The 11,965-nt window shown below is 53.3% G+C and carries 19 protein-coding genes; 1 reads left to right on the top strand and 18 read right to left on the bottom strand.

Annotation, left to right across the window (positions count from 1 at the left end; translation table 11 throughout):
• The coding region (locus tag DDZ13_RS06625) for a transposase (RefSeq protein WP_146209236.1) at positions 1 to 126 on the top strand (126 nt) is incomplete at its 5' end.
• A gap of 316 nt (positions 127 to 442) precedes the next feature.
• Here the strand turns inward: DDZ13_RS06625 and DDZ13_RS06620 are convergent.
• The 18 genes from DDZ13_RS06620 to DDZ13_RS06540 form a co-directional block, all read right to left on the bottom strand.
• Positions 443 to 1,066 carry a hypothetical protein gene (locus DDZ13_RS06620; RefSeq protein WP_110130638.1) on the bottom strand — a complete coding sequence of 208 codons (624 nt, stop codon included), beginning with the start codon at positions 1,064 to 1,066 and terminating at the stop codon, positions 443 to 445.
• 7 nt (positions 1,067 to 1,073) lie between these two features.
• Positions 1,074 to 1,238, bottom strand: coding sequence for a hypothetical protein (locus DDZ13_RS15480; RefSeq protein ID WP_158279824.1), 165 nt, complete (start codon positions 1,236 to 1,238; stop codon positions 1,074 to 1,076).
• A 3-nt stretch (positions 1,239 to 1,241) separates the two neighbouring features.
• Complete coding sequence (locus DDZ13_RS15475) at positions 1,242 to 1,397, bottom strand: hypothetical protein (RefSeq protein ID WP_158279823.1); 156 nt, start codon at positions 1,395 to 1,397, stop codon at positions 1,242 to 1,244.
• A gap of 4 nt (positions 1,398 to 1,401) precedes the next feature.
• On the bottom strand, positions 1,402 to 1,797 hold the full coding sequence (locus DDZ13_RS06615; RefSeq protein WP_110130637.1) for a hypothetical protein: 396 nt from the start codon (positions 1,795 to 1,797) through the stop codon (positions 1,402 to 1,404).
• Positions 1,798 to 1,804: 7 nt separating this feature from the next.
• Positions 1,805 to 2,947, bottom strand: a complete 1,143-nt coding sequence (locus DDZ13_RS06610) for a hypothetical protein (RefSeq protein ID WP_110130636.1) — start codon at positions 2,945 to 2,947, stop codon at positions 1,805 to 1,807.
• Entirely contained in the window at positions 2,934 to 3,272 is a 339-nt protein-coding gene (locus DDZ13_RS06605) for a hypothetical protein (RefSeq protein ID WP_110130635.1), read from the bottom strand. The genes DDZ13_RS06610 and DDZ13_RS06605 overlap by 14 nt, the downstream gene beginning before the upstream one ends.
• 107 nt (positions 3,273 to 3,379) lie before the next feature.
• Entirely contained in the window at positions 3,380 to 4,018 is a 639-nt protein-coding gene (locus tag DDZ13_RS06600) for a hypothetical protein (protein ID WP_110130634.1), read from the bottom strand.
• Between the two features lie 2 nt (positions 4,019 to 4,020).
• Positions 4,021 to 4,740: a hypothetical protein gene (locus DDZ13_RS06595; RefSeq protein WP_110130633.1), complete on the bottom strand. Its 720-nt coding sequence runs from the start codon at positions 4,738 to 4,740 to the stop codon at positions 4,021 to 4,023.
• Between the two features lie 133 nt (positions 4,741 to 4,873).
• Complete coding sequence (locus DDZ13_RS06590) at positions 4,874 to 5,155, bottom strand: hypothetical protein (protein WP_110130632.1); 282 nt, start codon at positions 5,153 to 5,155, stop codon at positions 4,874 to 4,876.
• Positions 5,156 to 5,357: 202 nt separating this feature from the next.
• Positions 5,358 to 5,699 carry a hypothetical protein gene (locus DDZ13_RS06580; RefSeq protein ID WP_110130630.1) on the bottom strand — a complete coding sequence of 114 codons (342 nt, stop codon included), beginning with the start codon at positions 5,697 to 5,699 and terminating at the stop codon, positions 5,358 to 5,360.
• A 91-nt stretch (positions 5,700 to 5,790) separates the two neighbouring features.
• Entirely contained in the window at positions 5,791 to 6,615 is an 825-nt protein-coding gene (locus DDZ13_RS06575; protein ID WP_110130629.1) for a major capsid protein P2, read from the bottom strand.
• 565 nt (positions 6,616 to 7,180) lie between these two features.
• Positions 7,181 to 7,471, bottom strand: coding sequence for a BrnT family toxin (locus tag DDZ13_RS06570; RefSeq protein WP_199221068.1), 291 nt, complete (start codon positions 7,469 to 7,471; stop codon positions 7,181 to 7,183).
• Between the two features lie 88 nt (positions 7,472 to 7,559).
• Positions 7,560 to 7,784 carry a hypothetical protein gene (locus DDZ13_RS06565; RefSeq protein WP_110130628.1) on the bottom strand — a complete coding sequence of 75 codons (225 nt, stop codon included), beginning with the start codon at positions 7,782 to 7,784 and terminating at the stop codon, positions 7,560 to 7,562.
• Positions 7,781 to 8,296, bottom strand: a complete 516-nt coding sequence (locus tag DDZ13_RS06560) for a hypothetical protein (protein ID WP_110130627.1) — start codon at positions 8,294 to 8,296, stop codon at positions 7,781 to 7,783. The genes DDZ13_RS06565 and DDZ13_RS06560 overlap by 4 nt, the downstream gene beginning before the upstream one ends.
• A complete protein-coding gene (locus tag DDZ13_RS06555; protein ID WP_110130626.1) occupies positions 8,296 to 9,348 on the bottom strand; it encodes a hypothetical protein in 1,053 nt (350 codons plus the stop codon). Before DDZ13_RS06555 ends, DDZ13_RS06560 begins: the two co-directional genes overlap by 1 nt.
• On the bottom strand, positions 9,345 to 9,548 hold the full coding sequence (locus tag DDZ13_RS06550; protein ID WP_110130625.1) for a hypothetical protein: 204 nt from the start codon (positions 9,546 to 9,548) through the stop codon (positions 9,345 to 9,347). Before DDZ13_RS06550 ends, DDZ13_RS06555 begins: the two co-directional genes overlap by 4 nt.
• Before the next feature lie 18 nt (positions 9,549 to 9,566).
• Complete coding sequence (locus tag DDZ13_RS06545) at positions 9,567 to 9,911, bottom strand: single-stranded DNA-binding protein (protein ID WP_146209278.1); 345 nt, start codon at positions 9,909 to 9,911, stop codon at positions 9,567 to 9,569.
• Between the two features lie 26 nt (positions 9,912 to 9,937).
• Positions 9,938 to 11,839: a hypothetical protein gene (locus DDZ13_RS06540; protein ID WP_146209277.1), complete on the bottom strand. Its 1,902-nt coding sequence runs from the start codon at positions 11,837 to 11,839 to the stop codon at positions 9,938 to 9,940.
• Positions 11,840 to 11,965 lie beyond the last annotated feature (126 nt).

Genomic DNA, 11,965 nt, shown 5'->3' with positions numbered 1-11,965 from the left:
CGATTCTCCAAAAACAACGCCGTCACCGAAGGCTTCCACAGAAAAATGAAACTTATACAAAGACGCGCATACGGCTTCAAAAACTTTGATAACTACCGACTCAGAGTCATCGCCCAGTGCGGTTAAAGATGAACCACGAAAATAGAAAGGAAATGCTCCGGTCCCCAAACTTTGGTGTAGACCCTAAAATGGAGCCACCTGTCGGGATCGAACCGACGACCTGATGATTACAAAGGGACCGACAGCCCTAATGATTAAAGGTCGAATAGCTTTTGGAGACCGCTTTTCGCCCGCTTTTTGTTTTTTTTGCGTTTTCCGCGACGGGCTTCTTTGCGTTTCCTAGCACTAGCGATACCGCCTTTTCGGCCGAGTGCAACCGCGCAACGGGATTTGCCTTTTTTCTTCGCTGGTCGACGGCGAGCTGTCTTCTTTTTCGCTGGCATTAATCGATCCTTTGTTTCGTGGGAGTTGCCATTTCGGAAAGGATGGCGTCGATCAGATCGCGGCCAGCTTTCAAACGGCCCGCGTTTTGCGAAATATGCTTGTCTAACTCACTTTCGAGCTTCCGGCCAAGTTCTCTATCGGGAAGGGATGCGAACACGTCTTTAATCGAATCCACGGACGCGCTAAGGGTTTTCGCTCCCCGGTCGAGATCCTTGATCTTTCGCCTATCCCGCCAGATTTTCCCTATTCCGGCCAGACCTAGCAGGGCCACCCCAAACGGCTGCCCACCGGGGACGGTCGACGCGAGTCCACCGGCCGCGCTCAAGATTTGTTCAAGCATGGAAGGGCTTTGCCCTGGTTGAATTGCGACCGACTCAGGGAGCGGGCCGGGTGCGAATTCTTCAAGCTCGGATCGGAGATAAGTTCCAGCCTCGATCACTTGATTTTGGGCGTACGTGCCGGGCTCCATCTCGTTTTGACGTTTCAAGCCGGTAGGCGTGGCAACGTGTGATTCGCTAAGCGTTACTTTCGCGTCTGGTGTTTCGACTGCAGTTTGTAGATTGGAACAGCCCGAGAAGCAAACGAAGGCGGCTAACAGTGGTAAGAGGATGACTTTTTTCATTACGGTTTTATTTTTTGGGTTTTCGGATTTTGATCCAGGTCGAGGTGAGCATATAAATGCCCGTTGCTACACCGGCGAAGATGGCGGCAGCGGTTTCGGCATTAGCCAGGACAAAGCTGGAGGCGGTGCCGATGGTTCCGAAGGTGATGCGAATAGCGTCATTGTTGGGCATAGATCAGCTGCGACGTTTTCCAGGCTTAAGACGAAATAGACCGGCGTTGGTAAAGTCGTCGGGCGCGACGTGGCAGGCCGGATCGAACTCGGTGCCGGATGCGTCGGTCACGGGCTTTGCTTCGTTGCGGGTGAATCGGATGCGGGTTGCTGGTTTCATGGTGTTATTTTTTGACGGGAACTTTTGGCGTAGCCTTGTAGGCCACGACGGCGGAAACGGTGACGATGGCGAGGCCTGCGACGATCCAGAGCGCGGTGCGGTTTATCCCGGAAAAGGGATTGATGCGCTCGGCCTGGTTGCCTGCTTCGGAAAAGAAGACGCTGACGGCATCGCCTAGTTTGAAAGTTTCGAGATCGCGAAATGGTGTCGCTTCGACTTCGCGGGCCACGTCAATTTGCTCGGGCGAGAAAATTTGCGGGTTGGCCGAGATGTATTTGGCCAAGGCATTGTTGTAGGCCTCTTTTTTGTATAAATCCCAACTTGAGGACGGGCCGAAGTGGCCTTTCCAGTTTGCCTCAAATTCGGCGATGTAAGATTTCTGTTTGGCGGTATAACCCATAGCTGAATTAGTTAATTAGTGATCGGCCCCAAGTTTGGCGGAATACAAGTTCTAGTGTGTGGTCGGAGTCTTTGGTTTGAGGCGTGTCGAACCGTAAAGCCCAACGTCTCTTGAGCGGGTTGCCTTGCCCAATCCCTACCTCTTTCCAGGTGTTGTTTGCCTGAGTCGTCGCAAGTGTGATTCTATAGATTTTTTCGCGTGAACCTGCGACATAAGTGTCCGGAGTCATACCGAACGGTGAACCGGAAATTGTAATTTGGTTTTCCGACGGAGCGGAAGGCAACGCATCGTCAGAGGTACTGAGATAAATCGATTTTACTTGGTGCGGCTCAAAGATTTCTGACCCATCGCCGACTGCAAAGATCCCGCCTGATGAGAAACCTCGAAAAGCTCCGTTGAGTCCGCAAAGAATAGTTGTTCCTGCTGTGTCCCAACCGCCCGAGCCAACGCTTGCAACTGCAGTTTGTGAGACCGGGGAGAGCGTCACTTGTAGTCTTACTGTGACTTTGTATTGTTGCCCTGCGGAAATAGAATCCCCGCCGCCTGGAATAAGTGCACGACCTAGTAAATTATTACCCGCTGCACCGGTGTGACTCCAGCCAATTTCGCGGTATGTTCTGGCGCTGCCTTCTACGCCAAAAATAAAGGTTCGCTTGTGTTCAATGGTTGTCCCGTCCCAAGTGCTCGCATTGTCGCCGGTGTCGGTACTGAGAGTTGAAGTCCTGTTGACTTCATTCTGGTGCCCACTCTCGTTTACGTACCAAACAGTAAATTCACTTGCGGTGTCGTCAGTTGCACCGGCCACCGAAACAACTGTTTCCGAAGTGTATGCTGTAATATAAACCTCCTGACCTGAGTCGAGTTTCAGTAATCGTCCAACATCTCCAGCTTCAAAGAAATTGGCGGAGGCTGTAGCCGTTTCTGAAGAAATACTGACGGTTACAGATCCAGAGTCTCTCTTCGTAGGTGTCGTGCCAGTGCCTAGGACGCAATTTGAGAAACTAGTCCACCAACTACGCTCCGCTATCCCGTCTAGTCCGGAATCAAGCAAGAGGTTTGGTTTTGGTACGTTTCGCTTTACCGTAATCCCGGTATTTGCGTCCAGGATTTCAGTTTCAAAAATAACTTTTGCAGTGCTATGGAGTAACATAATTCGATTCAATTAAGCCAGAGTCCATGCTGGCCGGTTCAAGTGGAGCAGCGGTTGAGTTGAAAATAACTTGCGTGTATTCTGCGAAAGTAAGCCTGCTTTCAAGTGCTGCGGCTTCCGGATCCGGTTCGTCACCCGTGATAACAGTTTGATTATAATTTGCCCCAAAGAGAGCAGAGGAAAGTTGAGCGAGTTCATCATTCCCGGCACCTTCAAGAATCGTTGAAACGTAGGAAGCTTGAGAAAGGCCCGAATCCATTGTTGCAGCTTCCAGGTCTGGTGCCTGTCCGTTGACCGTAATCTGCTCATAAGCAGCGCCGGACAAACTCGACCCCAGTATCGCGGGGTTGTTGTAAGTCCGAAGCGGTGGAGCGGTAACCAGGTAAAGGTTAGGGACTGGCTTTGATTGTATGTTGCCAACTTCGAACACATTTAAGAAGCGGTTGTGATTAAGTTGCCTTCTACATAAACGATTTCTCCGATGTTCACGGAAACAGCTTCTCCGGTGTCGTTATGGATCGAGAAGGTATCCGAAATGGGGAGCGTGACAGAGGTATTCGGGAAGATCGTCAGGAAGGTGTTATTGTCGGCATCTTCTAGGCGTAGCTTTTCGTTTGGATCAAGATTTGTAATGAGGACCGACTTGCGGGAAATAACGCCGCCTCCGAGCTGTGCGGGGAGGTCGATAGAGCTATTGGCCGGGACTTCCTGCGCGCCCCCGGGCCATTCAGAAAAGCCGCGAGCCTTGGTAACCGCTTCGACCATTTCGAAGCGACGGTCGATGTATCTACCCCAACCGGCCCAGACGCGGACGGAGACAGGGGAGCTGCCTTGGTTGCGAAACTCCAGGCGTTGGAAAGTTTGTTCTTGGGGGAATTCTTCGCCGGTGGATTTGCGGTAGGTTTTAAAGCTGTTTTCGTCGGTCCGGATTTCGACTTCGCCAGTGCAGTCGATCAGGTAAAAGGCGGTCGCCTCAACGTCGAGTTGTTGCGTACCTGGAACGCTCTCGTTCTTGGCTGGAATTTCGAGAACGCGCTCGATGGCGGTCCGTGAATTTTTAAGCTCTTGCATAGTTAGGCACTTTTAAGACGTGAAAAGACGATTGCTCCGGCGATGATTCCGAGGCCGATCAAAACATTTTTTTGCTGCTTTTCGGAAATGGCGCTTGGTGCATCCTGGCTCTTATTCGCGAGCACGGTGTTTGCATTCTGCGAGGCTTGATTTGCTGCATCTTGAGATGTGCGAGCGAAGTCGAATGCATCGTTGAGCGTCCCGGCTAAAGTATCGTTGGTCTCTCCAATTTCAGAAAGAGCACGATAGTTCACTTCATCGGCAAAGTTGAATGCGCCTTCGGTGACTTCGGCATTTGCATTCAAGCTGTCCAAGTTGAGCCTTTCGGCTAAATTTATTGAGCGTTCAGCAGTATCCCGCACTGCTTCAACGGATCGATAGTTTGCCTCGTCTGCCAGATCGAAGGCGCCTTCGGAAACGAAACGATTTGCATCGAGCGCGTCTTGAACCGTAGCGCGGCCAAGATCAAAAGCATCTTCTCCCAGGGCAAAAGCACCTTCGGCAACTTGACGGGCGTTTTCAGCGTCGGCGCTTTCGATGTTGAAGGTATTTTCGTTCCCTGCCTCAAAGTCTCCACCAACACCAAAGAGATTATTCTGAGCGGCGTTACCACCGGCTAGCAAAGCTTCATCCCGAAGAGCGGTCGAGCTGTCGCTAGCATTGATTCCAGTATCTTCAACGACTGCGGAATTGTCTTTTGTTACTGTGCTAGGACCGCTCATTTTATTTTTTTGCTTCGGTAGTTTTTCATATCTCCGAGTCCCCCGACCGCGTCGGTCGACTTGGTAGCTCCCTGGGACTTCGTAATAGGAAGGTCCAAGGCTTCTAGCTTCTGTGGCGCTAAGTCTCGGCATGTCATTTTTTCGAATAGAGGTAAACTGAGAGGACTACCCCGCCGACCATCATTAAAGCCGTGCCGGGTTCGATTAAGGTCTTACGCGCACCCCCGAAATTGAAACCTTCCTGGCGAAGCATTGAAGTGCGGTTCTTATTACCAAGAATAGATATCGCCTCGCCCCGGGCTCCCGAAGCTCCGTCCGTGACGTTGAGGCCGGACCCTTCCAGCAATGCAGAGTTGTCTTTCTGCGTATTGGTTTGATTCGTTTCCGAATCTGAACTGCCTCCAAATAATCCCATTTTATCGTTTTGTGATGCCGTAGATGACAACGGCGGTGATGATCCCGGCGCTGATTATGAGCGCGGTTTTTTGATCAAGGGTTCCCCTGTCCACGCCTCCGAAATTTGTATCGCCAACTGCGAACGGACCGCCCGAACTGGCAACGGCGGGACCGCCTCCAAAACCGAGACCGGATGCTGCGCTGGAAAAAGGAAACACGGCTTATTTCCTCCGGCTTGCGGTAATGGTTATAGCGGCGATCACTCCGACTGCGGCAATACCTCCGACGATGTAGAGCGGGACACGGTTATCGACGATGAACTGAGGGACGACACCGGCGCGGGCCTGGCTGGCTGCGATTTCCGGATTCTTATTCGATCCGGCTGTCTCGATCTTTCGTTTCTCCAAGTCGTATTGACCGTAGAGGCCGACGATATCTAGCGCGGTTTCACCGGCCTTTGATAAAAAGCCGTCGTCTCCGAGGAATCCCCCGGACTCGTTTTGAGGCTTGCCGGTCGGTTGTGAGAGATCGAGGCCGGGATAAGTGTAGCTTGTTAAATCCATTTTTTGAAGGCTGGTTAAGTTTGCCGGTTAGAAAAAAGCCCGCCCCCCTGGAGCGGTGAGGCGGGCTCAAAACAACCTAAACAAACAATTTTTAAGCGTAACCCCGGGCGATGCGCTCCAGGACGATGCTCGCGTTGTTGGCAGCTGAGAACTTCGGTTTGAGGTTCATTTCACGCTGCACCTTGAGCGGGCTGGTGAATTGTTGCTCGTAGTCGAAGATCACCGAGAAGCCGAAGGGGCTGTCGATGCCGTAGTCGGCGTGGAGCGCGTCGTTCTCGGCCTTGCTGGCTTCGAAGACGGTTTCGCCATCGGCGGAAACTTCACAGTCGCTCACGGTCCCGGTGCTCGGGGTGATGTGCAAGCGCTGGATCGGCAACTCGACCGGCAAGTTGACGATGTCGAACTCGCCTTGTGGGGCGTTGTAAGTCAGCGAGTGCTGCTTCACAATATTCAGGAATGGTTTACCGTTCGCGAGGTTGCGGGAGAAGTCGAACGTGGCCTGTGTGGTGACTTGCGGGTTCGTGGTTCCGCTCTTGAGCTTAATCTCGATGACGAAGCTGTTTTGACCGAACATGTCCCAAGCGGTGGCCTCTTCGCCGATGACCGTTGCACGGGTAGGATCGGAAAAGAAGATGGGGATGTGGTCGGTGACAGCGACGCCGCCGAAATTGGCTTGTGCGAGCTTCACGAATTCGGCGGGCGTGAGGTCACGAATGACGACGCCGTTCACGATGAGCTTCACATAATCGATCACGTCGGCGGGATCGGTGGAGGGCGTGGCGTTTCCAGCGACGGTCTCCGTGACGGATGCAAATAGTTTCAGGCCGTGGTAACGGCGGTTGAGTGGCATGCGTAGCGAGGCGACGCCTCCAGCAGCTACGCCGCTGATGCCGTTGATGTAATTAACACGTCTCATATCGAGTGGGTTCCTTGGGTTGAGGTTTTCCGAGGCTTAGAGCTTCGGCAGTTCCTTAACGACGGGAACTTGATCGAGGCGGCGATTGAGCATGTAGCCCAGGAGGATGCCAACGGATACGGTGGCGACTTTAGCTTTTGTGATTTTCATAGCGGTGTGGATGTGTGTGAATTAAAGGTCAACGCCGAGCTTGCCGCGTAGATACCAAGCGGCGACGGCGACAGTGCCCCCGACGATGAAAACTTTAGCTGCGGTTTCGGCGTTCATTGAAAGCCCCCTTATCCACGATTCGGAACCGATCCGAAACAGTTTTGCTGTATTTGCAGGATTTGCGGTATTTGCGGTTCAAATACAAAAACGGGCACTAAAAAGCCCCCGGCCGTCATGGCTCGGGGGCTTCTGTGAATGTCTGTGCTCGATCTATGCGAACACTTTATCAATGAAGCGTTTAACCGGACCTTTTCGAATCTTTTTCAAAAGCTCTTCGCGCTCTTTCCCGTCAACTCGACGCATTTTGTTCAGGTCTGGCCCGCCGTATTCGTAGCCGTCCTTGTCTCGACGGATTTTAGTATGCCGTTTCGCCTTCATAATACTTCCTGTGTTTCCTCACCTTATTTGCTCCGAAAATACGGACTCTTTCCCGCATTGTAAAGCGAACTGTGATAATCTCCCCGTTTGCCATCCTGCCTACCGCATAAAACCTGTCTTCCGTAGTCGAATGCTTCTCGTCGTGAAAGAACATGACCCGCTCATCGTCAAAGACGCTGACAGCCTCCCGAAAATCAATTCCGTGCTTTTTCCGGTTGAGCGTGTTCTTGGGCTCATGCCATTCGTAATCTCCGTAGATTGTGTTCATCACTATATCAAATGAATGGAAGCGAACCTCCCGTTGCGCACAATCCTCATTCTTCGGATGCGCGAACAGGGCTGTTCGCTAAAAGAATTTAAAGAGTTGCTTCCATTTCTTCGATTCTCATCGCCCAAACATTAAGCATTTCGAGAAGGTTTTCTTTCGCTTCTTCTTCGGTCTTTCCTCGGCCTTCGATTTCGGTTGGCGTCGAGTTCGCTACGACACGGCCTTCTTTTTCAACTTCTCCGCTTGAAAAAGAAAGACGGCAAGTCGCCGCTTCGTATGTGAGGCCCTTTGTTATTGTGATTTCAGTTCTCATATCTCCAACTTCCTAAGCCTGGCCGGTTCATGCCTGCGTTTGTGGTAGAATAGATGAGGCGGCAGATCGGAGGCCTTCAGCAGTTCCTTATCGTTAAAGATCAGTGCCCAGTCTTTGGCGTCGTCGGGATTCACGTTGAAAAGGAACAGTTCCGAGAGTTGGTCCCTCATGGTCCGGTTCACCATTACGCCACGTTGCCCCATTAAGTGCGTGATATGGCCCCAGTGGCGCGCTCCGGTCGTCAGCCATTCAATTTTCTTCGATGGATGCAGGCCGATGTTCTGTCCCGCTTCGTCGATAAAGATCGCGCAACTTTTCGAGCGCTTTGCGATTTGCACAAGCTCCTCGATGTTGTCGGTGAAGATGTCGGCATGCCAGGCCGGGTCTTTGAATTCGTCGCAGACGAGGACCGGCACCCCCTTCGATTTGAAGGCTCGGGCTCTGGCCTGACCTAGCACTGACTTCCCGGAGAGCGATTGTCCGAAGATTCCGGCGTGTTTGAGTGTCGGCATTATTGCGCCTCCTTTCGTTGGTCGACTTGCGCGGGTGCTTTCGCGGTTCGGAAGTCGATCACCTTCTTTATCACCTTGGCTTTTAGCTTCCCGAGCTTTTCGCGGGTCTTTGGCTTATCGGCTCGGCTTGCGAAGATTACGGCGTGGGCGGCCCCGAGCTCCATCCACCAGGGCGTTTCGACGATGCCCTTTTCTTCGAAGGCTCGGCTCCAGGCCATGACCAGGCCCCGGCGCTCTTCATCGAGAAATTTCCACTCCTCGGAGAATACCATTACGGCAATCATTTCTTCCATCGCGACGAGTTGCGCGGCAGCGGCTTCGGCTTCCGCTTTATGGCTTCCGCTTTGCGAACTTTGCGAGGGTTGCGGAAGTCCGATCAGACCGCCATTAGAGAACTGTTGGCTTTGCGGTTCCGCTTCCGGTGCGGGTTCGCGGGTTTCGGGCTCTTTCGCGGGTTCTGGTTCCGGTTTGGGTTTCGAGTCTCCGAATAAGAGGCTTTTCGCCTTATTGAAGAAACTTTCTTCGCGTTCCGGGGCTTCGTCTTCGTAACTTCCGAAACCTTCCGCTTTCAGATGCAGTCCCGCTTTTTTATGTATCCGGCCCCAAGGTCGAAGATAGCCTTTATCGGATGCTCTCGGGAGGCCGTTGCTATGTTGATGCTTCTCTGGATCGAAGTATCGGCCCGATTGGTCACGGATGCCGCGCTCGGTCTTTTCGAGGCCTTCCGGTAGGCGGACATTTTGTCCGGTTTCATTCCCGGCGCGGGGTGTTTCGCTTTCGCGTTGCGGCTGCGCTTCCCGGTGTTGCGGGACATGATCGCGAACAACGTGCTCGGAGGGTTCCGGCAATTCGCCATCGACTAAGCTTTCGGGTCTCACCAGTTCGAGGGATCGGTCACCGCTCCCGGCATCCCCATCAGGCTGCATTTGCGGCTGTTTAGCCTGCGCCAAGTCATTTTGTGAGTTTTGGGCAGGAGGTTGGTCCATAGCCGGTCCTTTTGGCTCCGGCTCCGGCGCGGGATTTTCGGGAGATTGTTTATCTGCTTCATTCATCGGATGCCTTCTGTCGTTATTTTGTCTTTGTAGTAGGGGATGCCCTCCCGCTGGATGCGCTCAAAGTCTTCTTGGCTGACCAGTGGACCACTCCGGCCCACGCGGGTTATGCGGATTCCGGATTCGCGGACGGCTTTTTCAAGCGTGCGCGGATCGACCGGGATTTCACCGAGTAGGTCAAAGAGTCGTTTTCGAGGCATGGCGGGAGGGCGGTTGAATTAATCGCGCTTGTTGTTCAGTAGCGTAAAGTTCTCGACGCGAAGTTTGAGCTGGCTGCGCTTTTGGCCGCTCTCTTTATCTTCCCATTTGTCCTGTCGCATTTCGCCGGACAGTAGGACCGAATCTCCTTTCCGAAGGTACTTCGCGAGGATTTCGGCTGCTTTGCCGAAAGAGGTAAACGGGATGAAGTCGACGTCTTCGACCTTTCGGCCTTCCTTGTCTTTATAGACTCGGTTCACGGCCAGCGATCCATCGAGGACGGGAGTCGCTTTATCGCCGATTTTACGGAGTTCAGGGTCGGCCGTCAGGTTGCCGACGAAGGTGCATTGATTATAACTGCTCATGTTTTGTTTGATTTTGGTGTTTTGGTTCACGCGCCGAAGTATTCGACGGCGTTAAATTCGGGACTTCCAGGTGGAGCGGGATCGCAACTCTCCCCGGGAAGTGGACGGCAGGAACCAACTAGCTCGCTTTTTTGGCTTCGGTTGACGGCTCCGGGGGGTTCCGCTTCGACTTTTAGAGTGGTTTGGTTCGATGAAACCGCCGTTGGCGGCCCTACGGGAACTTCGCTCTGCTCGTTTTTCCCTCGATTGGGGGCTGAGAAGCAGGGAGCGCTGGAAATTACGGGTGGGGTGTGGGCAGAACGTTTAAAAGCCGCTCGATTTTCGACGAAATCGAAGCCCAAATCGGCCTTTGCCGGTGTCTGCGTGAACGCCGGTGCTCCGTTTAGAAACTCCTCTATAGTGCAGCCGTATATTAGCGGAAAGGCCTCTACAGCGGCCTCATAGGTGTCTTGCGTTTGCTGCAAAATCGCCAGCACGTCTTTTTTCGTTTCGAGCTTCGGCCAGTCGACGCGGCCACGAATGAGGAAAACCGGCTCGCTGATGGGCGAGTGATAGGGGATCGGGTCGAGCTTGGCGACCAGAACGCACTGGTCACCGTGGTAAGGTGGCTTCCAGGGCTTCTCTAAATCCTTTTTCACCACTTCGACGTGGTGCGACGGCCTTTCGACGAAGCGGGTTTTCTGTGTCTTCGCGTCCCACTCGGATTTGATGCGTATGCCGTCGCGCTCGATGCGGGCCTTGCGCTTCTTCGCGGTACCGTAGAAGGATACGAGCCGGCGCTTATAGGTCCACTTGAGGAAGCGGAGGAAATCGATGTCCCTCACGTCGTCGAGTTCGTCGCATTTGAGGACATACTTGCAGGCCTCCCGGGGATCGTAGATGAAACCGGCGTCGAGCTTCGGGGTATGGAAATGGTTCTGTGCTTTCTGGATCACCGCGGTAAAGGCATGCTCGGGATTGATCCATCCGAGCTTTTGCGGCCGCGTCAGCGCCTGATGCCTGGGGATCGGGCGGAAGGTGGAAGCCTTGCTCACACCATCGGACCACATGAGGAAGTTTGCCCAGGGGCCATAATAGCCGTCTTTCTCCATGATGATATGGGAGTGCGGGTGCCAGGTCTGGCGGTCCTCTTCGTCGCGAACAGGTATGCGGTTACCCTGCTCATCGCGGATATACGGGCGCTCGAAACGCTCCTTTTCGGGGTTCCACTCTTTTTTCGAGGCCTTGAGGACGGGGCTTCCGGCTTCCGCGCTCCGGAAGATTGCGCGCATGCCCCATTGATCCGCGAATTCGGATTCGTTCCAGTTCGTGACCTTTGCGGCCTGCCCGCTCCAACGCTTCGGCAGGTGCATAGCGTGGCAGCGGGGGCCATCATGGATGACCCACATGCGGTATCGCTTGCCGCTCTCGATGCCGTCCTGCATGTGGAGCGCAAGAGACTTGAAAATCTTCCGGCGTTTCTGACGCTGGACGTAAGGATTCGCGTTCGACCTCCAAAACTTCGGCACTTCTTTTTCGATCCGCGAATTCGCGCCAACGAAATAAACGTCGTCGCCGTCGTGGTAGCCTTTGCGGCGAAGCCGTTGCAGGCGCTCGGCTACTCGGTGCCCCATCATTTCGAGCTGACTTTCGCCCTTGTCGCGGCGTGCGTATTCCTCCGGGGGGATGATCCGGCCGGTTTCGTCAAGGCCGTCGAAATAACATTGCTCGCGAAGCTGCTTCTCTTCGTCGATTTGATCCTGAAAGGGTAAAACCTCTGGGTGTTCCGGCGTATGTCTGGCGTCGATACTCCTGAGAGCTCTATATTTCTCATTAGCATCTTGCGCGTCGCGAAGCTTATATTCGCGCTCGCGCTTCGACTTTAAGTGCACCCGCTTTTCTGGGGCACTCAACGAAGAGAATGGAATTCGGCATGAATCCTTATCCATCACTTATATAAACGCCTTTCCAGTTCCTCTAGGATCTCTTTTGCCGCTTTATATTCGTGCTCGATATGATCCTTAACGCTTCGACCCTGATTGTGCTCGGCGATAAATCGTATATGCCGAAGTCTT

This window comes from Coraliomargarita sinensis (genome assembly GCF_003185655.1).
Taxonomy (GTDB): Bacteria; Verrucomicrobiota; Verrucomicrobiia; order Opitutales; family Coraliomargaritaceae; genus Coraliomargarita_B; species Coraliomargarita_B sinensis.
Note: the sequence above shows the minus strand (reverse complement) of the source record. Positions and strands in the feature narration are given on the sequence as shown.

Bases quoted from the DNA above. Each gene is read 5' to 3' on its own strand.
- DDZ13_RS06620 (WP_110130638.1), bottom strand. From the start codon at position 1,066: ATGAAAAAAGTCATCCTCTTACCACTGTTAGCCGCCTTCGTTTGCTTC.
- DDZ13_RS15480 (WP_158279824.1), bottom strand. From the start codon at position 1,238: ATGCCCAACAATGACGCTATTCGCATCACCTTCGGAACCATCGGCACC.
- DDZ13_RS15475 (WP_158279823.1), bottom strand. From the start codon at position 1,397: ATGAAACCAGCAACCCGCATCCGATTCACCCGCAACGAAGCAAAGCCC.
- DDZ13_RS06615 (WP_110130637.1), bottom strand. From the start codon at position 1,797: ATGGGTTATACCGCCAAACAGAAATCTTACATCGCCGAATTTGAGGCA.
- DDZ13_RS06610 (WP_110130636.1), bottom strand. From the start codon at position 2,947: ATGTTACTCCATAGCACTGCAAAAGTTATTTTTGAAACTGAAATCCTG.
- DDZ13_RS06600 (WP_110130634.1), bottom strand. From the start codon at position 4,018: ATGCAAGAGCTTAAAAATTCACGGACCGCCATCGAGCGCGTTCTCGAA.
- DDZ13_RS06595 (WP_110130633.1), bottom strand. From the start codon at position 4,740: ATGAGCGGTCCTAGCACAGTAACAAAAGACAATTCCGCAGTCGTTGAA.
- DDZ13_RS06590 (WP_110130632.1), bottom strand. From the start codon at position 5,155: ATGGGATTATTTGGAGGCAGTTCAGATTCGGAAACGAATCAAACCAAT.
- DDZ13_RS06580 (WP_110130630.1), bottom strand. From the start codon at position 5,699: ATGGATTTAACAAGCTACACTTATCCCGGCCTCGATCTCTCACAACCG.
- DDZ13_RS06575 (WP_110130629.1), bottom strand. From the start codon at position 6,615: ATGAGACGTGTTAATTACATCAACGGCATCAGCGGCGTAGCTGCTGGA.
- DDZ13_RS06570 (WP_199221068.1), bottom strand. From the start codon at position 7,471: ATGAACACAATCTACGGAGATTACGAATGGCATGAGCCCAAGAACACG.
- DDZ13_RS06565 (WP_110130628.1), bottom strand. From the start codon at position 7,784: ATGAGAACTGAAATCACAATAACAAAGGGCCTCACATACGAAGCGGCG.
- DDZ13_RS06560 (WP_110130627.1), bottom strand. From the start codon at position 8,296: ATGCCGACACTCAAACACGCCGGAATCTTCGGACAATCGCTCTCCGGG.
- DDZ13_RS06555 (WP_110130626.1), bottom strand. From the start codon at position 9,348: ATGAATGAAGCAGATAAACAATCTCCCGAAAATCCCGCGCCGGAGCCG.
- DDZ13_RS06550 (WP_110130625.1), bottom strand. From the start codon at position 9,548: ATGCCTCGAAAACGACTCTTTGACCTACTCGGTGAAATCCCGGTCGAT.
- DDZ13_RS06545 (WP_146209278.1), bottom strand. From the start codon at position 9,911: ATGAGCAGTTATAATCAATGCACCTTCGTCGGCAACCTGACGGCCGAC.
- DDZ13_RS06540 (WP_146209277.1), bottom strand. From the start codon at position 11,839: ATGGATAAGGATTCATGCCGAATTCCATTCTCTTCGTTGAGTGCCCCA.